Source organism: Rhodococcus sp. DT1, from assembly GCF_049844875.1.
Classification (GTDB): Bacteria; Actinomycetota; Actinomycetes; order Mycobacteriales; family Mycobacteriaceae; genus Rhodococcus.
Genome location: NZ_JBNCLW010000009.1, coordinates 115,706 through 136,139, shown reverse-complemented (window position 1 = coordinate 136,139; position 20,434 = coordinate 115,706). Strand labels below are relative to the sequence as shown.

23 protein-coding genes are annotated in these 20,434 nt (G+C 68.1%); 7 read left to right on the top strand and 16 right to left on the bottom strand.

Annotated features, from left to right (window positions below; all coding sequences use genetic code 11):
* Positions 1-56: 56 nt before the first annotated feature.
* The 8 genes from ACLQ3J_RS20815 to ssd form a co-directional block, all read right to left on the bottom strand.
* The gene (locus ACLQ3J_RS20815; RefSeq protein WP_206038894.1) at positions 57-1,673 is read right to left on the bottom strand and encodes a peptide ABC transporter substrate-binding protein; all 1,617 of its coding nucleotides are present in this window, start codon (positions 1,671-1,673) and stop codon (positions 57-59) included.
* 398 nt (positions 1,674-2,071) lie between these two features.
* Positions 2,072-2,443, bottom strand: a complete 372-nt coding sequence (locus ACLQ3J_RS20810; RefSeq protein WP_296549843.1) for an Rv3654c family TadE-like protein — start codon at positions 2,441-2,443, stop codon at positions 2,072-2,074.
* Positions 2,443-2,790, bottom strand: a complete 348-nt coding sequence (locus tag ACLQ3J_RS20805; protein WP_169623065.1) for a TadE family type IV pilus minor pilin — start codon at positions 2,788-2,790, stop codon at positions 2,443-2,445. The genes ACLQ3J_RS20810 and ACLQ3J_RS20805 overlap by 1 nt, the downstream gene beginning before the upstream one ends.
* 35 nt (positions 2,791-2,825) lie before the next feature.
* Positions 2,826-3,029, bottom strand: coding sequence for a DUF4244 domain-containing protein (locus tag ACLQ3J_RS20800; RefSeq protein ID WP_296549842.1), 204 nt, complete (start codon positions 3,027-3,029; stop codon positions 2,826-2,828).
* A 41-nt stretch (positions 3,030-3,070) separates the two neighbouring features.
* Positions 3,071-3,640, bottom strand: a complete 570-nt coding sequence (locus ACLQ3J_RS20795) for a type II secretion system F family protein (RefSeq protein WP_169653033.1) — start codon at positions 3,638-3,640, stop codon at positions 3,071-3,073.
* Positions 3,637-4,431 carry a type II secretion system F family protein gene (locus tag ACLQ3J_RS20790; protein WP_425904285.1) on the bottom strand — a complete coding sequence of 265 codons (795 nt, stop codon included), beginning with the start codon at positions 4,429-4,431 and terminating at the stop codon, positions 3,637-3,639. The genes ACLQ3J_RS20795 and ACLQ3J_RS20790 overlap by 4 nt, the downstream gene beginning before the upstream one ends.
* A complete protein-coding gene (locus tag ACLQ3J_RS20785; protein WP_425904284.1) occupies positions 4,428-5,600 on the bottom strand; it encodes a TadA family conjugal transfer-associated ATPase in 1,173 nt (390 codons plus the stop codon). The genes ACLQ3J_RS20790 and ACLQ3J_RS20785 overlap by 4 nt, the downstream gene beginning before the upstream one ends.
* A complete protein-coding gene (gene ssd, locus ACLQ3J_RS20780; RefSeq protein ID WP_425904283.1) occupies positions 5,597-6,670 on the bottom strand; it encodes a septum site-determining protein Ssd in 1,074 nt (357 codons plus the stop codon). Before ssd ends, ACLQ3J_RS20785 begins: the two co-directional genes overlap by 4 nt.
* 347 nt (positions 6,671-7,017) lie before the next feature.
* Between ssd and ACLQ3J_RS20775 the strand changes: the two genes are divergently transcribed.
* Positions 7,018-7,887, top strand: coding sequence for an HAD family hydrolase (locus ACLQ3J_RS20775; protein ID WP_378528922.1), 870 nt, complete (start codon positions 7,018-7,020; stop codon positions 7,885-7,887).
* Between the two features lie 526 nt (positions 7,888-8,413).
* Here ACLQ3J_RS20775 and ACLQ3J_RS20770 read toward each other — a convergent pair.
* Complete coding sequence (locus ACLQ3J_RS20770) at positions 8,414-9,163, bottom strand: oxidoreductase (RefSeq protein WP_169623046.1); 750 nt, start codon at positions 9,161-9,163, stop codon at positions 8,414-8,416.
* 221 nt (positions 9,164-9,384) lie between these two features.
* On the opposite strand from ACLQ3J_RS20770, the gene acs reads away from it, so the two are divergent.
* From acs to ACLQ3J_RS20750, 4 genes are all read left to right on the top strand, one after another.
* On the top strand, positions 9,385-11,316 hold the full coding sequence (gene acs / locus ACLQ3J_RS20765; protein ID WP_169623047.1) for an acetate--CoA ligase: 1,932 nt from the start codon (positions 9,385-9,387) through the stop codon (positions 11,314-11,316).
* Positions 11,317-11,520: 204 nt separating this feature from the next.
* Positions 11,521-12,738, top strand: a complete 1,218-nt coding sequence (gene nhaA / locus ACLQ3J_RS20760; RefSeq protein ID WP_169653032.1) for a Na+/H+ antiporter NhaA — start codon at positions 11,521-11,523, stop codon at positions 12,736-12,738.
* Positions 12,738-13,238, top strand: a complete 501-nt coding sequence (locus tag ACLQ3J_RS20755; RefSeq protein ID WP_169623049.1) for a phage holin family protein — start codon at positions 12,738-12,740, stop codon at positions 13,236-13,238. Before nhaA ends, ACLQ3J_RS20755 begins: the two co-directional genes overlap by 1 nt.
* Positions 13,239-13,257: 19 nt before the next feature.
* Positions 13,258-14,190: an alpha/beta fold hydrolase gene (locus tag ACLQ3J_RS20750; protein WP_169623050.1), complete on the top strand. Its 933-nt coding sequence runs from the start codon at positions 13,258-13,260 to the stop codon at positions 14,188-14,190.
* 35 nt (positions 14,191-14,225) lie between these two features.
* Here the strand turns inward: ACLQ3J_RS20750 and ACLQ3J_RS20745 are convergent, their stop codons facing one another.
* The 4 genes from ACLQ3J_RS20745 to nth are packed head-to-tail and all read right to left on the bottom strand — an operon-like array spanning position 14,226 to position 17,606.
* Positions 14,226-15,416 carry a MarP family serine protease gene (locus ACLQ3J_RS20745; RefSeq protein WP_169623051.1) on the bottom strand — a complete coding sequence of 397 codons (1,191 nt, stop codon included), beginning with the start codon at positions 15,414-15,416 and terminating at the stop codon, positions 14,226-14,228.
* Entirely contained in the window at positions 15,413-16,111 is a 699-nt protein-coding gene (locus ACLQ3J_RS20740; protein ID WP_169623052.1) for an NUDIX hydrolase, read from the bottom strand. Before ACLQ3J_RS20740 ends, ACLQ3J_RS20745 begins: the two co-directional genes overlap by 4 nt.
* Positions 16,108-16,785: a TlpA family protein disulfide reductase gene (locus ACLQ3J_RS20735; RefSeq protein ID WP_422423141.1), complete on the bottom strand. Its 678-nt coding sequence runs from the start codon at positions 16,783-16,785 to the stop codon at positions 16,108-16,110. The genes ACLQ3J_RS20740 and ACLQ3J_RS20735 overlap by 4 nt, the downstream gene beginning before the upstream one ends.
* Positions 16,786-16,790: 5 nt before the next feature.
* Positions 16,791-17,606, bottom strand: coding sequence for an endonuclease III (gene nth, locus ACLQ3J_RS20730; protein ID WP_206037440.1), 816 nt, complete (start codon positions 17,604-17,606; stop codon positions 16,791-16,793).
* A gap of 51 nt (positions 17,607-17,657) precedes the next feature.
* Between nth and ACLQ3J_RS20725 the strand changes: the two genes are divergently transcribed.
* The gene (locus ACLQ3J_RS20725) at positions 17,658-17,930 is read left to right on the top strand and encodes a hypothetical protein (protein WP_169623055.1); all 273 of its coding nucleotides are present in this window, start codon (positions 17,658-17,660) and stop codon (positions 17,928-17,930) included.
* 196 nt (positions 17,931-18,126) lie between these two features.
* On the top strand, positions 18,127-18,801 hold the full coding sequence (locus ACLQ3J_RS20720; protein ID WP_111731607.1) for a Crp/Fnr family transcriptional regulator: 675 nt from the start codon (positions 18,127-18,129) through the stop codon (positions 18,799-18,801).
* 84 nt (positions 18,802-18,885) lie between these two features.
* On the opposite strand, the gene ACLQ3J_RS20715 is transcribed toward ACLQ3J_RS20720, so the two are convergent.
* The 3 genes from ACLQ3J_RS20715 to ACLQ3J_RS20705 form a co-directional block, all read right to left on the bottom strand.
* A complete protein-coding gene (locus ACLQ3J_RS20715) occupies positions 18,886-19,674 on the bottom strand; it encodes an MBL fold metallo-hydrolase (RefSeq protein ID WP_296549826.1) in 789 nt (262 codons plus the stop codon).
* A gap of 104 nt (positions 19,675-19,778) precedes the next feature.
* Complete coding sequence (locus ACLQ3J_RS20710) at positions 19,779-20,240, bottom strand: RidA family protein (protein ID WP_378528347.1); 462 nt, start codon at positions 20,238-20,240, stop codon at positions 19,779-19,781.
* Positions 20,241-20,244: 4 nt separating this feature from the next.
* Entirely contained in the window at positions 20,245-20,409 is a 165-nt protein-coding gene (locus ACLQ3J_RS20705) for a hypothetical protein (protein ID WP_169623058.1), read from the bottom strand.
* Between the last annotated feature and the right edge of the window lie 25 nt (positions 20,410-20,434).

Sequence of the window (20,434 nt, the reverse complement as noted above, 5' to 3'; positions counted from 1 at the left end):
CGTCCTACACAGTGGTGGGGTGCCTCGCTTGTGCGAAACACCCCACCACTTGTCACTCAGTTGACCGTGACGTCTTCGACCACGATGTCGCCGAACGCGTCGATCTTCACGTTGTCGACCCGGTCGCTGTACACGGCCTGGTTGAGACCGTAGAACAGCGGCGCGGAAGGCATGTCGCGGAACAGGATGTCCTCGGCCTTCTGGTACTCCGTCGTGGCAGCCTCGAGCGAGTCGGCGTTGTTACCGGCCGACAGGGCCGCGTCGAACTCGGGGTTGCTGTAGAAGGTGTTGTTCGAGCCCGCGGGCGGCAATGCGCTGGTGCTGTAGATCGGTGCGAGGAAGTTGTACAGGGACGGGTAGTCCATGATCCAGGCGAAACGGAACGGGCCGGTCATGCCCTTCTCGTCCTGCAACGGCAGGTACTGCGCGAACTGCAGATCGCCGCGCAGCACGTACTCGATACCGAGGTTGCTGCGGATCTGGTTACCGACCGCGGTCATCCACGGGTCGTGCGCGGCTCCGGCGTTGAACCACAGATCAACGGGCTGGCTGCGATCGAAGCCGGCCTCGTCGAGAAGCTTGTTGGCCTGCTCGACGTTCAGCTCACACTTAGCGCCACAGGCGTCCTCACGGTAACCCTCGACGACCGGGGACCCGAAGGACTTGGCCGGCGTACGAGTGTTGGTGAAGATGGCCTCGGTGATGGCTCCACGATCGATGGCCATCGAGAAGGCTTCACGGACACGGGGATCCGAGAAACGCGGGTCGTAGGTGGGGAAGCTGAGCGAGGTGATGTCGGGGCGCGGGCGCTCGAGGTAGCGATCACCGAACTGATCGCGAGCGGTGGCCCACGCGTCCGGCGGCAGGTCCAGCATCACGTCGAGGCCGCCGGCCTGGACGTCCGTGTAACCGGTGGCCAGTTCGGTGTAGACCTTGAACTGCACGCCGTTCGACTGCGCGGCGTTCTCACCGGCGTAGTCCTCGTACTTGGTCACGGTGAAGCCCTGACCGTCGACGAAGTCCTCGTCGGCCTTGAACGGGCCGTTGCCGATCGGACGACGGCCGAAGCCCTCGGGATCGGAGAAGAAGGCTTCGGGCAGCGGCATGAACGCCGAGTACCCGAGCGTGATCGGGTAGATCGCGAAGGGCTCCTTCAGCTCGACCGAGATGGTCGAGTCGTCCACTGCCTTCAGACCGGACATGGTGGTCGCGGCCGGCTCGCCGCCCTCTGCGGCCTGCAGATCGTCGTAGCCCTTCACGTTCTCGAAGAAGTACGACGCGCCGTATGCGTTGGTGCTCAGCGCGGTGTAGTTCCAGGCGTCGACGTAGGACTTGGCATTGACGGGAGTCCCGTCGTGGAACGTCCAGTCCGGCTTCAGCTTGATGGTCCAGTTGACCTGGTCCTCGGACTCGACCGACTCTGCGACGCCGGTGTACTCGACCTCGCTGGTCTCGTCGTTGTAGTTCACCAAGGGCGCGAACAGCGCCTTGAGGACCTGGTTGCCCTCACTCTCGGTGGTGTTGCCGGGAACCAGGGGGTTCTCGGGTTGACCGATGTACAGGCTGTACGTGCCCTCACTACTGCCGGCAGCACTACTGCCGCCACATGCCGCAAGCATGCCGACGGCTACGAAGCCCACCGACACGACCGCGATCGTGCGCTTGATCCTCAAAATCAATCCTTCCTCAGCCCCAACGGGACAGCACCGCTGTCCACGAAGTCCGCGATGATCCACGGTGTCGGTGTGAGCCACAAGAACAAGACCGTGCGGCCCGGAACGTCGGTTGACTCTAGACACACGCCTAGCGACGGACGTGCACGCCCCGCCGGAAAGAAAGCCCGACGAACCCGACGAAATGCGTCCTTAACGCGACGAGCGGGGGTCGCACGGGCCGGGCGAGCCGAGCGAATCCGCGCTTCCATCCACCGGAAGCGTTATCGCAGCACTACACCGCGTCCCGAGGCCTCGTAAATCGGGCAAGTGGCCGACGGCGCCGGAGCCCCCAGTCATGTGTGACACCCGTCACATGTGATGGGTGTCACATTGGTCCCGCTCGCGCGGTCCGCTCCTCATTCGGTGCCTGTCACCGCGGCCGGACCCGCTCGCGCGACCGCCCTCGCTTCGTCCCCGCCGAAGAGCGACGACACCGGAGCGGTCACCTCGAGGAGCGCGTACCAGTTCTCGATCTCGCATCGTCTCACCCGCACGTGCATGCGAAGCGCGATGGGCTCGGCCGCCTCGCACGCCGCCACGACACCGCGATCGAGCGCCGACGCGACGGCCACCGCGGCGAGGTCGGCCGCGCCCTGCGCACGGTGCCGTGCGACGACGACCGATCCGACATGAAGCAGCGTCGCGGTGACGGCGATCAGGGCCGCCATCACGGCGCAGCCGATCACGCTCGCGCTCCCGCGGTCACCCGCCGGAAGCCGGTCCGACATCACCGCAACCCCTCCGGTTCCCGCACCGAGACGGCTTCGGCCGTCAAGGTCACCAGGGGAAACAGAGGACTCTCGGCCGTCACGACAGCCACGATCAGATCTCCCTCCTCTCGCAGCGTGATTCCGGCGTCGGGGGGCGCGACACGGGCGGCCACCTCGACCGCCCGTGTGCGATCACCTCGTGCGGCGAGTCGCGCGGCCTCTCGCGCCGCGTCGTGACACCGCACCTGATACGCGATGCTCAGCACCGCGCCGAGGCACAGGACCAGCACTGTCACCAGACTCGCGATCGCAAGCGCCGCTTCGACGGTGACGCCGCCGGCATCCCCGGCCCGGAATCCCCGGATCGCCTCGCACCGGCCGACGCTCGGCCCCCGGCGTCTCACACCGCTGTGTTGAGCGCGCGCTCGACGATGCCGGTCAACGCCGACACGATCGAGTCGCCCGTCACCACCGCGTACAGGACCGCACCGAACGCCGCTGCCGCGATGGTTCCGATCGCGTACTCCGCCGTACTCATTCCGTCGTCGTCCACAACGAGATCCGACACGCGACTCCGGAAACCCCGAATACCGATGGTGCGCATAATTTTCCCTCCTTGCGGCGCGGACGGTCCGCACCGACGTTTCACAACAGCCCTCCCCCGAGCACGTCCCTGGCCAGGCCGATCACTACCGGCACGATGCCCAGACACACGAACGCAGGCAGAAAACACAACCCGAGCGGGCCGCTGACGAGCACACCCGCGCGCTCGATATCGGCGGCCACCCGGTCCTCCGCCTCCGTCCGGTACCGGACGGCCAGTTCGGCCACGGTCTCCGACAGGGGTGAACCGGATTTCGCCGAACGCCGCGCAGCCCTCGCAAAGTCCTCGAGCAGGTCGTCACCCGGGCCGTCCCATGCCTCGGCCGGATCGGCACCGAGCGCGAGCCTGTCGGCGCCCCTGCGCAGCGCCGCGGCGAAATCCGGTGGAGCCGACTCCGCGACGACACGGGCCGCCGACGGCGCCGGCATTCCGGCGCGCAGACATGCGGCGAAGAGGTCGAACGCAGCCGGCACAGCATTCGGGTCGGGGCGTCCGGCCGATACCTGCAGGCCGGGAACACCTTTCGCATCTCTGAGGCGAGCGTTGCCGCCGGCGATCGGAAGGATCAGCAGGGCCGCGGCAGCGAGCGCGGCAGCGACGGCCGCCGTCATGCGCTCACCCTGTCGGCGATCCGGTCGGTCCACAACAACCCGGCGCATGCCAGCACCGTGCCCGCGACGAGAAGCATGCCGCCGAGTCCGTCGGAAAGCAGAATCCCCACCGGCGCCGCACCCATGAGTTGCCCGAGCCCGACTCCGAGCAACGGGAGGGCCGCGAGGACGGATGCGGTTGCGCGCGCCCCTGCCAGGCCCGCGTCCGTGCGAGAGCGAATCCGCATCCTGGCGGAGAGGTCCGTCCGGGCCGCAGCCAGAAGTTCGGTGAGCGCCAGACCGTGCCGATCCGACACGGCCCATGCGTCGGCTACCCGTGCCAGACTTCCCGCCAGTCCGTCGCGGTCGCCGGACGGAACCGAGGACCGCAATCCGTCCGACGCGGAACCTCCGAGGCGGGAGCGGGCAGACGCGACCCGGAACGCATCTGCGGCAGGTCCGGTGGTTTCGCGCGCTGCGGTATCGCAGGCGTCGGCAGGATGCGCACCCACTCGCAGATCCGCGATGACTGCCTCCAAGCCGGAGAGCAACATTCGCCGATGTGCCTCGATCTGCCCCGCGCGGCGTTTCCTGCGTATCCGCCACAGCGTCGTCGCCGCCACCGTGGCTGCGGCCACCGCAGGTGCGACGCCGACCAGCATGGTGAGTGCGACACCTGCAGCGGCGGCGAGCACTCCCGGGTGACCGACAACGGGAAAACGAAAGGGAACGTGGGGGCGGATTCGGTGTGCTCCCGACGAACGCGGGACGACGAGCAACGCGGCGGCAAGGCACAGTGCCGCCCCGATCACGGGACATCCCGTCGGCGAAGAGCACGTTCGAGCGACGCCATACCGTCGACCGCGCCGTGGTCGTACGTCCAGGCCGGCGACACGACGACTCCGGATACGGGATCGCGTTCGACGACGCCGATCTCGACGAGGCGGCGGGCACCACCGGGGCTGCGGTGAACATGAAGGACCACCTGGACTGCGGCAACGAGCTGACTGTGGAGGGCCGCTCGGTCGAGGCCGCCGAGCGCCGCGAGTGCCTCGAGCCGCGCCGGTACTTCGTCCGGTGAATTGGCGTGCACGGTGCCGGCGCCCCCGTCGTGGCCGGTGTTCAACGCCGTCAGGAGATCGACCACCTCCGCCCCGCGGACCTCCCCCACGACGATCCGGTCGGGTCTCATGCGCAACGCCTGGCGGACGAGGTCCCGCACGGTGACCTCCCCGACCCCCTCGACGTTGGGCGCACGCGCGACCAGCCGAACGACGTGGGGATGCGCGGGCACCAGTTCGGCAGCGTCTTCGACGCAGACGATCCGCTCCCGGTGGTCCACCGCTCCCAGCAGCGCCGCGAGCAGTGTGGTCTTTCCCGCACCGGTGCCCCCGACCACCAGGAACGCGAGTCGCGCACGGATGATGCGGTGCAGCAGACGGTAGGCGTCGTCGTGCACCGCACCGCGCTCCCGCAGGGCATCGAGTCCTTGGGTGGCGGGTCGCAGCACCCGCAACGACAGGCACGTTCCGCCCTGCGCAACCGGCGAGAGCACCGCGTGCAGCCGGACTCCGAACTCGCCGTGGCCGGGCAGCCTGCCGTCCACCCACATCTGCGCGTCGTCGAGTCTGCGTCCGGCGAACAACGCCAGACGCTGCGCGAGGCGGCGTACTGCGGTCTCGTCGGCAAAGGTCACGTCGGTCAGGTGCAGTCCGGAGCCTCGGTCGACCCACACCCGATCGGGTGCGGTGACGAGTACGTCTGTGACCGCGGGATCACCGAGCAGCACTTCGAGCGGTCCGGCTCCGGTGAGTTCGGTCTGGAGGTGCCGGAGGGCGGAGAGAAGGTCGGAGTCGCCGAGCACGCCCCCGGCTTCTGCGCGTAGCGCCGCAGCTACCCGCGCGGGGGTGAGATCCCCGGGTTCGTCCGCGAGGCGGTCGCGAACCCGGTCGAGCAGGTCGGCGGCGACAGTCCCGGTCACGCGATCCACCGCGTTCGCGGGCGAGCCGGATCGAGCCCGTCGAGCACGGCTTCCGCCGCACCGACGAGCGGTGACCGCGACCGCAACCGGATACCCCCGCGTTCGAGTGTCTCGGCAAGGCCCGGTTCGGGGCGCATCGACGCGAGCAGCGGTAGCCCGGTGACCTCCGCGACGTCGTCGGGTGTGAGCCCACCCGGGGCCGGTCCCCGGACGACGAGGCCGGCCGGCACACCGCGGTCGAGGAGTCGATCCGCGATCCGTGCCGACGACAGCGCTGCACCGACGCGGGCCGGCACGACGACCGCCGTGAGATCTGCGAGGGACAGGAGTGCGTCGGCGACGGGACCGAAGGCCCGCCCGATGTCGGCGATCACGGTCGTCCCGGACCGGTGCACCGCGTCCACGACCGCCGTCGCCGCGCCGGCGGTGAGTTGCGCGCCGGAATCCCGATCCGTGGACAGGACCCCGAGCCCCTGAGTCCACGAGGGGACGGCGTCGCGGAGCGCCCGGGCAGAGATGCGTCCGCTCTCGACAGTGAGCCCGGACCATCGCACGCCGGGCCGTTCCTCGAGTCCGGTGAGCACGTCGATACCGCACCCGTAGGGATCGGCGTCGACGAGCAGGACGTCGCGGCCGGCGTCTCGTCGCGCCGACGACCAGGCCAGGGCGGCGGCGAACGTCGACGCTCCTGCACCACCACAGCCTCCGACGACGGCGATCACCGTGCCGCCGGCCGCGTCGGGCTCGGCGGTCGCACCGATGACGGCGAGCAGTTCCACCTCGCTGTCGGGCAACCCGAGGACGTGTTCGGCTCCCACGACCGCAGCGGCCTGCCACTCCCGCAGGTCGGCGGCTCCCGGACACACGAGTACGACACCGGGGCGCCGTGGAAGATCGGCGGCACACGCCAGCGCCGACGCGTGGTCCACCACGACGACGGCGGCATCGGTCCAGGAACGGCGGGACGGCGGCGCGACGGCTTCGTGGAGTTCGCGATCGGCGGCCGCAGCGACGCGGCGCAACGCCGCGATCAGAGCGGTATCGTCGGTCAGCCCGAGAACGTGGGTCATGTGCTGAGCGTGCGGGGTGAACGCTCCGGCGGGACCGCAGAACTGCGTGCGACGCCGAATCTGGGGATCGTCGGAACGCCTGTGGACAAACCCCGTCACCTGCGGGCTTTCGGGGAGGGAACGCCGCCGCGAGGGCCGGCGGGAACCCCCGGAACGAGGACGACCCTCGCCAGGGGGGAGGAGGCGAGGGTCGTCTGTGTTCAGCCCCGGGGGGTCGGGCTGAACACAACCCGGACGGATCCGGGCAATCGTGATAGTACACCGAACGTGCACGCTGTTTGCAACTGAGCGGACCGGCGTGGCGAGGGCCACGCGCGACCCCCACAGTCCGCCTCCGGGCACCTATTGTGGTGCTCGTGACTGACGCGTCCGGGAACACGAGCACCGGCATCTCGACAGTGGATCATCCGGCAGGAAGTGGCCGCATCGCCGCCTTCTTCGACCTCGACAAGACCGTCATCGCGAAGTCGAGCGTTCTCGCCTTCACGCGCCCGTTCTTCAACGAAGGACTGCTCAGCCGCCGTGCCGTGCTCGAGAGCAGTTACGCCCAGTTGCTGTACGTGCTGTCCGCCGCGGATCAGGACCGCATCGAGCGGATGCGCGAGCACATCGCGCACATGTGTGAGGGCTGGGACGTCGAGCAGATCAAATCGATCGTCGACGAGACTCTGCAGGAAGTGGTCACTCCCCTCGTCTACGCCGAAGCGAAGGACCTCATCGCCGATCACCGGGCGCGTGGTCACGACGTGATCATCGTGTCGGCCTCGGGCGAGGAGGTCGTCACGCCGATCGCGCAGGCACTCGGTGCCTCCCACAGCGTCGGTAGCCGCATGCGGATCGTCGACGGACGGTACGCCGGTGAACTCGAGTTCTATTGCTTCGGGGAGGCCAAGGCCGTCGCGATCCGCGAACTGTCGGACCGGTACGGGTACGACCTGGCACAGAGCTTTGCCTACTCCGACTCCGCGACCGACCTGCCGATGCTCCTGGCGGTCGGCAATCCCCGTGTCGTCAACCCCGGTCGGGCGTTGCGACGTGTCGCGACCGAGAACCATTGGCCGATACTGCGATTCACACTTCCCGTGCCGTTGAAAAGACGTATTCCGACGTCGCCTCGCGCACTCTGGATGGCGGGTGGGATCGCCGGCGCACTCGCCCTGATCATCGGTGTTTCGAGCCGTCTCGCGCGCCGGTCGCACGCTTCGCTGCGGTACTGATTCCGGGCGACCCGCGGCGGATGGCGCACACCGCGTCCGCGGCCCTCCGTGCCACCCGAATATCGCACTGCACAACACGATTTCGCCGAACGGCACAGATGCGACGCGAAGCCGGCATGGGGCTTGCCTACGCCACCGCAAGGGGGGTAGAAAGGAACTACGGAACGACGGAAGGCCAAGAGCGAATCAGAAGAGAAGATTCGATCTCCCGACCGGAGTTCCCAGCACGGAAGCCGAGTACCCACGCGGAGCAGGTGCCACTATAAGGGCAGAAGCGTTGTGGGCTTGCGAGATGTGACTCTTCGAAGGTAAAGACCCCGCACCCGTTGCGAGGCCGAGCCGAGATAATCGCACCGTCGCCGAGGCCGTTGAGACACAACCCATTTCAGCACGCATGGTAACGCGGTTCACCGTGTCAGCGGGTGGTACGCCGATTCTATATCGACGCGTCACCCGCTTTTCCTGTGTCCAGCGCTTGTCGCTGCGGCCCGGTGGCCTCCGTCGAATCTCCCGAGTGCCGGGCCGATCAGCCCGCGAACGCCTCGGCGATCGAGGTGGCTTCGCGCGCTCCCGCCTCGAGCGACCCGCAGCAGAAGATCACCCACCCGCCGACGCCCTCGGCGGTACCACCGGCGAAACCGTCGATCCCGCTGCGATACGCGTCGAGCCGGCGCATCCAGTGGACCTCGGGCACTCCGAGGTTCCGGGTGTCGAGACCGGTCGCCACACACACCAGCCGCGACGCCGCCCGTGCGACCACGCCGTCCGCGACGCCGAACGGCTTCAATGCCTGCAGTTCGCCGTGCACGATCGCCGCGAGCACCGGCGCGGGTGCGTCCGACCCACCTGTCACGAGTTGCGCCAACGCGTCCAGACGTTCTCCGACCCCGCTCCCGGTACGTGGCCGCCCGAGCTGACCCGCGTCCTCGACGAGGTCCGCCGCCGCGAGCAGATGCAACCGGGCCAGGGCTTGCAGAGGCGCGCGGCGCCAGGTCGACACCATGTTGCCCAGCGCGTCACCGTCGAGCGTCTGCGCGACACGCAGCGCACCGGCGAGGATCGGGTCACCGGCTTCACCGGGCTGCGGCAGCTCCATCGACCCACCGTCGATCGCGGCAGAGGCTCGTGCCGCGCGCACCGACGCCTCGGCTGCGGTGTTCGCCCAGCCCCGCCGGTTCGTGCGATGGCGATGGACCTCCGCGAGCGCGTCGCGCGCACGGTCGGCGGCGTCGCGCACGCCGGGGAGGTCGAGGAGCGGTGCAAGCGGGTCGGTCACAGTCTCCGACGGTACCGCCGGTGTTCCCGGCGACCGCCGGTGGGACCGGGCGTACGCACCGCACCACACCACTCGTCCCCGCCGCAGACCACCCGTCGCTCGAAACCGACCGATGGGCGACTGTGGCGTGACCATATACAGGCGCAACGGTGCGATGCGCGTCACAGATGATTACGCTCTCAGGAGCCCGACGATAGACGACCCGAAAGGTGCCCCGCATCATGACGAGCGCAGCTCCGGACCACGAACAGCAGGCCTTTCCTCCGAGTGCCGAGTTCACAGCCACCGCCAACGCCGGTCCGGAGTTGCAGGCTGCTGCCGACGCCGATCGCCTCGGATTCTGGGCGACCCAGGCCGAACGACTCGAGTGGGCCTCCCCGTGGACCGAGGTGCTGGACTGGTCGGACGCACCGTTCGCGAAGTGGTTCGTCGGCGGGCAACTGAACGTCGCCTACAACTGCGTGGACCGGCACGTACTCGCCGGCAACGGTGACCGCGTCGCCATTCATTTCGAAGGTGAACCCGGCGACACGCGAGCACTGACGTACAACGACCTGCTGGCGGAGGTCTCCCGCGCCGCGAACACCTTCACGGAACTGGGCCTGGTGGCCGGCGATCGCGTTGCCATCTACATGCCGATGATTCCCGAGGCGATCGTCACGATGCTCGCCTGCGCTCGTCTGGGCCTGACGCACTCCGTGGTGTTCGCAGGTTTCTCCGCGACGGCGCTCCGCTCACGTATCGACGATGCCGAGGCGAAGCTTCTGGTCACCGTGGACGGTCAGTGGCGCCGCGGCGCCGCCGCGCCGCTCAAGGCGTCGGCCGACGAGGCGACCGCCGGTGCCGCGTCGATCGAGCACGTTCTCGTGGTTCGGCGCACCGGCATCGACGTCGAGTGGACCGAGGGCCGGGACCTGTGGTGGCACGACACCGTCGAGCAGGCATCGCCCGAGCACGAGGCGCAGCCGTTCGACGCCGAGCACCCGCTGTTCATCCTCTACACCTCCGGCACCACGGGTAAGCCGAAGGGAATCATCCACACGTCGGGTGGCTACCTCACGCAGGCGTCGTACACCCACCACAACGTGTTCGACCACAAAGCGGGCGAGGACGTGTACTGGTGCACCGCCGATATCGGCTGGGTCACCGGACACACCTACATCGTGTACGGACCGCTGTCGAACGGCGTGACGCAGGTCGTCTACGAAGGCACCCCGAACTCACCGACCCAGCACCGGCACTTCGAGATCATCGAGAAGTACGGGGTGAGCATCTACTACACCGCTCCCACGCTGATCCGCACCTTCATGAAGTGGGGACGGGCGATCCCCGACGCGCACGACCTCTCGTCCATCCGCGTGCTCGGCAGTGTCGGCGAGCCGATCAACCCCGAGGCGTGGCGCTGGTATCGCGACGTCATCGGCGGGGGCAAGGCTCCGATCGTCGACACGTGGTGGCAGACCGAGACGGGTGCGATCATGATTTCCCCGCTGCCCGGGATCACCGCGACCAAGCCGGGCTCGGCGATGGCGCCGCTGCCGGGCATCTCCGCGAAGATCGTCGACGACGAAGCCCGTCCGCTCGGTCCCGGCGGGAACGGCTACCTGGTACTCGACCAGCCGTGGCCGGCCATGTTGCGCGGCATCTGGGGTGATCCGCAGCGGTACCGCGAAACGTACTGGTCACGCTACGAAGACCAGGGTTGGTACTTCGCCGGCGACGGTGCGCGCTACGACGAGGACGGGGACCTCTGGGTACTCGGCCGTGTCGACGACGTCATGAACGTCTCCGGCCACCGCATCTCCACCTCCGAGGTGGAGTCGGCGCTGGTGAGCCACCAGACCGTCGCCGAAGCCGCCGTCGTGGGCGCGGCCGACGAGACCACCGGTCAGGGCATCGTCGCCTTCGTGATTCTGCGGGAGAACGTGGAGAACACCGGTGACGCGCTGATCAAGGAACTCCGCGAGCACGTGGCGGTGGAGATCTCCCCGATCGCGAAGCCGCGTCAGATCACGGTCGTACCGGAACTGCCGAAAACGCGTTCCGGCAAGATCATGCGACGGTTGCTGCGCGACGTGGCCGAAGGCCGCGAACTCGGTGACACCTCGACCCTCGTCGATCCCGCGGTGTTCGACGCAATCCGGGGCAAGTAGCTCCACAAAGGGTGCGGCCCCTTCCGGACTTCGTGTCCCGGGAGGGGCCGCACTCGTCTCCGGGCAGCGCGGGTTTGCGGTCGCGCCCGATCGGTCACTCAGGGGCGGGCGCTCCGGCAGGTCTACAATTTTCGACGGTGTGCCGGGAAGTCTGGTCGGCGAGCGCTCGACCCTACCGGAATCCGCCGAACCGAAAGCCGCCCGTTGTCCAACCCCGCCTGGAGCACCTCGCTCGCCCGTTTCCTCCGTACCGAAACCGTGGGCGGATCCCTTCTCCTTCTTGCCGCCGCGCTGGCCCTGATCTGGGTCAATTCCCCCCTCGGCGACTCCTACACCGCCCTGCGCGACTTCCAGATCGGTCCGGAGTCGCTGCACCTGCACCTGTCGCTGGGGACGTGGGCCAAAGACGGGCTTCTGGCGGTGTTCTTCTTCGTCGCCGGACTCGAACTCAAACGCGAACTCGTGGTCGGCGAACTCGCAGACCGCAAGAAAGCCCTGCTCCCGGTGATCGCGGCGTGCGGAGGCGTCGTCCTGCCCGCTGTCATTGCCGCGACCGTCGGCTGGGGCACGCCCGGAATGGATCGCGGCTGGGCGATTCCCGTCGCGACCGACATCGCCTTCGCACTGGGCGTCCTGGCTCTCACCGGTTCTCGCATACCGACCAGTGCACGAGTCTTCCTGCTCAGTCTCGCGGTGGTCGACGACCTGATCGGTATCGCGCTGATCGCGGTGCTGTTCACCTCGGGACTCGCGTTGATGTGGCTGGTGGCGACCGTGGTCCTCGCCGCGGCGTACTGGGTTGCCCAGCAGCGCCGCATCACCACGGCATGGCTGTACGTGCCGCTCGCGCTGCTCACCTGGTACGCCATGCACCAAGCCGGGATCCACGCGACGGTCGCCGGAGTCGTTCTGGGTCTGCTCACACGCGTCCGCACCGACCCCGGCGAGGACTACGCACCCTCCGAGCGTCTCGAGCACCGGATCCAACCCTGGTCGGCAGGATTCTGCGTGCCCGTCTTCGCGCTCTTCGCCTCCGGGGTGCCTCTCGGCGCGGAGATGATCGGCAACGTCTTCACCGACCCGGTCGGTCTTGCCATCGTCCTCGGTCTGCTCATCGGCAAAACGGTGGGAATCTTCAGCAGCGCCTGGCTCGCGATCCGGGTGGGTATCGCGACCCGCCCGACCGGTCTGATGTGGGGAGATCTGTTCGCGCTGGCGGTGCTCGGCGCGATCGGGTTCACCGTCAGCCTGCTCATCGCGGAACTTTCGCTCGGGGGTGTCGACGGTGGCGCCGCCGCCGAGATCGCCAAAGCTGCCGTCCTGGTTACCTCGTTGATCGCGTCGATACTCGGTTCGGCGCTACTGTTACGGCGTGGGCGAGCCCACCGCAAGCAGAACGAACCAACCAAAGGGGTCGACTAGTGAGCGTGACGAACGGGAACCGTCCCGGGGACGGTGTGCCGACGAGTATCTCGGGCATTCCGCTGACGAAGGTGGACGCTCCGACGCCGCGGGATGCCAGCGTCGGTGATCTTGTCCGTGACGTGGCCACTCAGGTGTCGACGCTCTTCCGCGCCGAAGTGCAGCTCGCGAAGGCGGAAGTGACCGGTGAGGTCAAGAAGGGCCTGCAGGGCAGCCTCTTCTTCGTCCTGGCGCTCGCCGTCCTCACCTTCAGCTCCTTCTTCTTTTTCTTCTTCCTCGCCGAACTCCTCGACGTCTGGGTTCCGCGCTGGCTCGCCTTCCTCATCGTCTTCCTGATCATGGTCGTGGTGACCGCGCTCCTCGCGTTGATCGGATATATGCGCGTGCGCAAGGTGCGCGCACCGAGCAAGACGATCGACTCGCTCAAGCAGACGAAGTCGGTCCTGCCGAACCACCAGGACGACCAGGCTCCCGCCGGTCGTCATCACGCAGCGCGCTGATGCGCCGAGCGATATAGAGGTGGCTCCACCCGACCCGTCCACGGCCCGCTATCCCGGGCCGTGGACGCATCGTGACATCCACGCGAACGGAATCCGGTTCCACGCGGTCGAAACCGGCCCGCACGATCCGGACACCCCGCTCGTACTCTTCGTGCACGGTTTCGCGGACCTGTGGTGGTCCTGGCGTCACCAGCTCACCGCCTTCGCCGAGTCGGGCTACCGAGCCGTGTCGGTGGACCTGCGCGGCTACGGCGATTCGGACAAGCCCCCGCGCGGATACGACGGCTGGACCCTGTCCAACGACATCGCGGGTCTCGTCCGCGCGCTCGGGCACAGCGAGGCGATCCTCGTCGGGCACGCCGACGGCGGGCTGGTCTGCTGGGCGACGGCGGTTCTGCATCCTCGGCTCGTGCGTGCCATCGCCGTCGTCGATTCACCCCACCCGATCTCTCTGCGCGACGGGGCACTGCGCGACAAGGCGCAGCGAAAAGCACTCCTGCCGACGTTCCTGTCGTATCAGGTGCCGTGGCGGCCCGAACGTCGGCTGGTTCGCGACGAGAGTCGCGAGATCGAACGGCTCGCGCGCCTGCGTTCGGGACCGGAGTGGCAGGCCACGCCGGAATTCTCCGACGTCGTCGAGCGTCTCCGCTCGGCAATCCGTATCCCGGGGGTCGCGCACTGCACGCTGGAATACCAGCGGTGGGCGTTCCGGAGCCAGTGGCGGCCCGACGGGCGACGTTTCATGAAGGCGATGGACGTCACCCTCTCGCTGCCCGTCCTCCAGTTGCACGGCGTGCTCGATCCGTACGTACTGGCCGCGACGCTGCGCCGGTGCAAGCGTCACGCGCCCGGACGCGTCCTGAAGTTCGTCGACGGCGCGGGTCATTACGCGCATCAGGAGAAGCCCGACGTCGTGACGTCGCAACTACTCGGCTTCGTGCGGGGTCTCTGACTCCGACGGACAACCGCACGGGCCGGGCGCCGGCGTCAGACGATGCAGACGCCGGTTTCCACGGGTTCGAACACCGACCCGGCCAGTGCGAGTTGACGGCTGATCTCCCCGGCCGTGAGCACGAATCCCGTATCGGAGTCGTCGATGGCCGCCCCGAACACCATGCCGAGGACGAGACCCTGCGCGTCGACGAGTGGTCCACCGGAGTTGCCCTGCTGGATCAGACCGCGCACGGTGTAGACCTCGCGTTCGACCGTTCCGCTGCGGTAGATGTCGGGTCCCTGCAGATCCAGCGTTTCGCGGACCCGTGCGGCGCTCGCCGTGTACGGCCCGCCACCCGGATAGCCGAGGACGATCGCGTTCTCACCCGAGTCCGCGGGCACGGGGGCGAATGCCAGCGGTGGGGCCGTGAGCCCGGGCACCGACAGGATCGCGACGTCCACGGCCGGGTCGAACAGCACCACGGAGGCGTCGAGTGCGCCCTGTTCGGTGTCGACGGTCACGGCGGCAGTGCCCGCCACGACGTGCGCGTTCGTCATGACCCGTTCCGGCGCCACGACGAAGCCGGACCCTTCGAGTGCCTTCTGGCAACTCGGCGCGAGTCCGTTGATGCGGAGCACGCTCGGATGGAGATCTGCCGCCACCGGGCTGTCGAGCAACGAAGCGTCGGGGATCGCGACCTCGGCGATCGGGGTCCTTCCGAACGGTCCGATCACCTCGGGTAGCCCGGACGTGTCGAGCAGAGCCGAGAATTCGTTGGGTATCGCCCGCATCCACTCGGGAGCGAATTCGTCGACGGTGCCGAGGACATGAGAACCCCGCACCGCTGCGGACACCACGGGCTGAGTGGTGGCCGTCAGCGGAATGGCGAGAAGCCAGGCGGCGACGAGCACGGCGACGGCCTGCAGACCCGCGCCCACGACGCTGTCGACCGCCCGGACGCCGGGGCTGTGGATGCCACTGCGGGCAGCCCGGCCGAGCACCATCCCGGCCACCTCGCCGATCACGACGAGCACCACGATCAACGCGATCCCCGCCAGGATCCGCATTCGCCCCTCTTCGACGTGCACGAGCACGTGCGGCGCGATGAGAATGCCGGCGATCGCACCGAGCAGTACACCCAGGAACGCGAGGGCCGACGCAACCGCGCCCTGCCTCAGTCCCGACGATGCCGCGATGACGACGATCAGCACGATGATCAGGTCGAGCCAGCCGGATCCGGTCACGGTTCGACCACCTCGGTCTCCATTTCGGCGAGTACGACATCGAGGTCACGAATGTCGTGGTGATCCCATTCGATTTCCCATCCGGAGACGGCGAACAGGCCTGCGAGCACTCCTGCGGTGAAACCCCACACGAGCATCCCTTCGACCCGGAAGGCCGGTCCGCGATAGCCGAGCGCGTGCCGTACCTGGAAGCGGTTCCGCGGGTCGAGCAAGTCGTGCAGCGACACGCGCACCACGCGGGAAGCCTCGGCGGGATTGACCACACCGACGGGGCTCGGACGCTCCCAGTACGCGATCACGGGTGTCACGTCGAAGCCCGAGGGCGGGATGAACAGTTCGGGGAGCACAGCGAGCGGACGTACCCCGGCGGGGTCCAGGCCCGTTTCCTCCTGCGCTTCGCGCAGAGCGGTGTGTTCGGGACCCTCGTCGTCGGGATCGGCGGCGCCACCGGGAAACGCGACCTGTCCGCTGTGCTGGCGCAGGGTCGCCGCACGCTGGGTGAGCAGCACATCCGCGTCGGCCGGCAGGCCGCCACGGGCGAGCGGGTCAGGCGTCGGCGAACCACCGAACAACACCAGGACCGCCGCTTGCCGGACCGGGAGCCCGGAGGGCGCGCGCCGGTTGATGATCGGATTGTCGTCGTGCGGGTCCTTCGGCTCGAGGGTCGTGACCTTCCGCAACCAGTACGGCGTCATACCGCCACCCCCAGGTATTCGTCGACCACGGCGGCGACCTCGTCGGCGGAGCGGAAGGGCTGAGGCAGCACTTTGGCCACCGAGCCGTCGGCTCGCAGCAGGATCGTCACCGGCAGCACCGCCGGGGCTCCGACCGCGGCCTGGACTCGTCCGGAGCCGTCCTGCACTCCGGGCAGATGCACGTCGTAGTCCGTCAGCTTGCTCAGCGCATTGGCCTCGTTGGGATCGGTGTGCACCGTCACCACGGTCACCGCATCTCCGGCTCGTTCGGCGAATTCCTCGAGCACGGGCAGTTCTTCGGCGCACGGGCCGCACCACCACGCCCACAGATTCACCACAGCCGGTTTGCCCGCGAGTGCGGCGGCCAGGTCCACCGTGGAACCGTCGCCGACGCATTCGAACGTCAACCCCGCGAGCGGGCTGTCCGCAGACGCTCCCGCTGCAGGCGTTCCCGCTGCCGGCGGGCAGGGATCCAGAGCGGCGGTTTCCCGGAGGGGCGCGAGAGCCTGCGGGTTGTCCTGCGCTCGCCGGTCGACGGGTGCGGCCGAGGTCGCAGCGCCGGTCGCCGAGGGAGCCGGTGCGTCATCGTTGCCGCGCGGCCAGATGGCGACGATCAAGGCGATCACGACGACCAGTGCTGCCAGGCTCCAACGGCCTGCTGAGGAAGGGTGCACCGGCGTCACCTACCGGCCAGCTCGAGCAGATGCTCGGTCTCCGGTCCCTTCACCAGCGCGGCGGCGGTCGGCGGGTCGGTGGGTCCGATCCCGTAGGACGGGCAATCCTTGGCGAGCACGCACACTCCGCAGGCGGGTTTGCGTGCGTGGCAGACCCGACGGCCGTGGAAGATCACCCGGTGGGACAGCAGCGTCCACTCCTTGCGTTCGATGAGCGTTCCGACGGCGTGCTCGATCTTCACGGGGTCGGTTTCCGTGGTCCACTTCCAGCGTCCGACGAGGCGCGCGAAGTGCGTATCGACGGTGATTCCCGGCACATCGAAAGCATTGCCGAGAATGACGTTCGCGGTCTTGCGCCCGATGCCGGGCAGCTTCACGAGGTCGTCGAGCCGAGCCGGCACCTCGCCGTCGTACTGCTCGAGCAGAGCCTGGCCCAGACCGATGAGTGCGTTCGCCTTGTTGCGGAAGAAGCCGGTGGATCGGATGAACTCTTCGAGCTCCGTCCGGTCCGCTTCGGCGTAGGCGCGGGCATCGGGGTACCGGGCGAACAACGCGGGAGTCACCTGGTTGACGCGCACGTCCGTGCACTGAGCGGACAGGATCGTCGCGACCGCCAGTTCGAGCGGCGTCGTGAAATCGAGTTCGCAGTACACATGGGGAAAAGCCTCGGCGAGCCGCCGATTCATCCGTCGCGCGCGGCGCACCAGCGCGAGCCGGGATTCGGAGCGGGGGGCCGCGCCCGAGTCACCACGGGGAGCCTGATCGGAGCTCTCGGACGGGGTCGCATGCACCTGGACCACTGTACGTAAACCCCTCCGCATCAATCCGCCCCCGTGTCTCATCTGAGACCTAACCCGTGTTTACTTCCCGGTATGCAAGCTCTCGCTGTGGTGCTTTTCCCAGTGCTGCTGACGCTGTTCGCACTCGCCATGGAGCGTGTCGAGTCCCGCCTGAGTCGTCTTTCCGTCCGCGAGGACGAGGTCGAGGAATTCCTCGACCAAGCCGACCAGGGCGATGTCGCCGCGCTCGCTCGCGAAGGTTTCCCCGGGGCTCTCGCCCGGTTCCACCGCCGTCGGCGCCGGGGGTCGACCGAGTCGGACGGCAGCACCTCACATCACGGTCTCGGGACGCGTCGCGCCAGCTGACCCACATACTCGCCGGTAGCCTGCGAGAAGGTTTTCGGAAGCAAAACACCCGATCCGTGGTGTCGGTCACTCACGCCTGACCTCGGCACAGTAGACTGGGGAGTCGTACGCCTGACAGGTGACCTCCGTCGGATGCCCGTAGACGTGCCGACACAGCAGCAAGACAACGTTTTTTCATTTCCCAAAAGGAGCGCACGTGGACGAGGTCCTGGCCAGAGCAGGCATCTTCCAAGGAGTCGAGCCCTCTGCGGTTGCGGCGCTGGTCAAAGAGCTTCAGCCGGTCGATTTTCCCCGTGGCCATGTCATCTTCAACGAAGGTGAGCCCGGCGACCGCCTGTACATCATCGTCTCCGGCAAGGTGAAGCTCGGTCGGCGTTCGCCCGACGGTCGCGAGAACCTGCTGACCATCATGGGCCCGTCCGACATGTTCGGCGAGTTGTCCATCTTCGACCCGGGCCCCCGTACGTCCACCGCGACGACCGTCACCGAGGTGCGTGCCGTGAGCATGGACCGCGAGGCACTCAAGGCGTGGATCGACCAGCGTCCCGAGATCGCCGAGCAGCTGCTCCGCGTGCTGGCCCGCCGGCTCCGCCGCACGAACAACAGCCTCGCCGACCTCATCTTCACCGATGTTCCCGGTCGCGTCGCCAAGGCTCTGCTGCAGCTCGCGCAGCGTTTCGGCACGCAGGAGGCGGGCGCTCTGCGCGTCACGCACGACCTGACGCAGGAAGAGATCGCCCAGCTCGTCGGTGCGTCGCGCGAGACCGTGAACAAGGCTCTCGCCGACTTCGCGCACCGCGGCTGGCTGCGCCTCGAAGGCAAGAGCGTCCTGATCTCCGACTCGGAGCGTCTGGCGCGTCGCGCCCGCTGACACGCGGCATCACGACACACGGGCGAGCCCGGGACGCGACACGCGTCCCGGGCTCGCTCGTTTACGGGTTATGAGGTATCGCGGTCAGGCGAAGCTCCTCAGGTATTCGAGTTGCACGTTCACCGACTTCTCCGCCGCGTCCCACAACGACCGGTCGACATCCGCATACACGTGCTCGACGACGAGGCGCGCTGTCGCGTCCTCACCGAGGGTGCGCACCGCGGCACGCACCTGTTCGAGGCGCTGCTCGCGATGGGCGAGGTAGTCCCGCGCGATCGTCTCCAGGTCGTCCAGTTCGGGGCCGTGCCCGGGCAACACCGTGTAACCCGGCCCCAAGCCGATCAGTGCACGCAGCGAGCGGAGATAGTCGCCGAGATCGCCGTCGGTGTCGTCGAGCACCGTGGTGCCGCGTCCGAGGATGGTGTCCGCGGTCAGGACACTGTTGTCGTCCTCCACGACGAAGGACAGCGAATCCGCGGTATGGCCCGGTGTCGCGAGTACGCGAATGCGAAGCCCGGCGGCTTCGACGACGTCACCGTCGGAAAGTTCGTTCCCGCCGCCGTGCCGGTGATCGGCCGACGACGCATGCACGGGGCAGTTGGCGAGTTCGGCGAACCGGCCCGCACCTTCGGTGTGGTCGAAGTGCCGGTGACTGATGAGTGTCGCGGCGACAGGAACCTGCGCGACGCGCGCGAGATGCGCTTCGTCGAGCGGGCCCGGATCCACCACGACGCACTCGTCTGCCCCGGGCGCACGGAGGATCCACGTGTTGGTGCCCTCCAAGGACATGACCGAGGGGTTCTCTGCCAGAACCACGGCAGCGTTCTCCGTGATCTGCCGCAGCCGGCCGTACGCGGGGTGGACCAGCGCCATGTTCTTGCCTTTCCTGACAGAAACGTCGTGGTCGATCCCACTCTACGAGGGCCGCGGATCGATGTCCCGGGCCACGACCCCCGTAGATCGGGTCACCGCCGAGGTCAGCGCACCTCGACGATGAGTTCGACCTCGACGGGAGCCCCGAGCGGCAGTTCCGCGACGCCCACGGCGGAGCGGGCGTGCGCACCGACGGCACCGAACACCTCACCGAGGAATTCCGACGCGCCGTTGATCACGCCGGGCTGGCCGGTGAAACCCTCGGCCGAGGCCACGAATCCCACCACCTTCACGATGCTGGCGATGTTGTCCAGGCCGACGAGTCCATCGATTGCCGCCAGCGCGTTGAGCGCGGCGGTACGTGCCGCCTGCTTCGCGTCCTCGGGCGAGACCTCGGCGCCGACCTTGCCGGTGTGGGTGAGGGTGCCGTCGACGAGCGGCAGCTGGCCCGAGGTGTAGACGATGTCACCGGAACGGACGGCGGGCACATACGCCGCCACCGGCTTGGCGATCGGCGGCAAGCTGAGCCCCAACTCGGCGAGGCGTGCGGACCACTGTTGTGCCACCGCGTCAGCCCTTCGGACGCTTGAGGTAGGCAACGTGCTGTTCGCCGGTGGGTCCCTGCAGGACGGTGACGAGTTCCCACCCGTCGGAACCCCAGGTATCGAGAATCTGCTTGGTCGCGTGTGTGAGCAGGGGCACGGTCGCGTACTCCCACGTAGTCGTTTCACTCATGTCATGACCCTATCCGCCGCCTTAA

What these genes read in the sequence shown, in the direction of transcription:
- ACLQ3J_RS20795 (WP_169653033.1), bottom strand. Translation starts at nt 3,640, where the DNA reads ATGACGGCGGCCGTCGCTGCCGCGCTCGCTGCCGCGGCCCTGCTGATC.
- nth (WP_206037440.1), bottom strand. Translation starts at nt 17,606, where the DNA reads ATGCGGAGGGGTTTACGTACAGTGGTCCAGGTGCATGCGACCCCGTCC.
- ACLQ3J_RS20705 (WP_169623058.1), bottom strand. Translation starts at nt 20,409, where the DNA reads ATGAGTGAAACGACTACGTGGGAGTACGCGACCGTGCCCCTGCTCACA.
- ssd (WP_425904283.1), bottom strand. Translation starts at nt 6,670, where the DNA reads ATGACCCACGTTCTCGGGCTGACCGACGATACCGCTCTGATCGCGGCG.
- ACLQ3J_RS20725 (WP_169623055.1), top strand. Translation starts at nt 17,658, where the DNA reads ATGCAAGCTCTCGCTGTGGTGCTTTTCCCAGTGCTGCTGACGCTGTTC.
- ACLQ3J_RS20740 (WP_169623052.1), bottom strand. Translation starts at nt 16,111, where the DNA reads ATGACGCCGTACTGGTTGCGGAAGGTCACGACCCTCGAGCCGAAGGAC.
- acs (WP_169623047.1), top strand. Translation starts at nt 9,385, where the DNA reads ATGACGAGCGCAGCTCCGGACCACGAACAGCAGGCCTTTCCTCCGAGT.
- ACLQ3J_RS20800 (WP_296549842.1), bottom strand. Translation starts at nt 3,029, where the DNA reads ATGCGCACCATCGGTATTCGGGGTTTCCGGAGTCGCGTGTCGGATCTC.
- ACLQ3J_RS20715 (WP_296549826.1), bottom strand. Translation starts at nt 19,674, where the DNA reads ATGGCGCTGGTCCACCCCGCGTACGGCCGGCTGCGGCAGATCACGGAG.
- ACLQ3J_RS20810 (WP_296549843.1), bottom strand. Translation starts at nt 2,443, where the DNA reads ATGTCGGACCGGCTTCCGGCGGGTGACCGCGGGAGCGCGAGCGTGATC.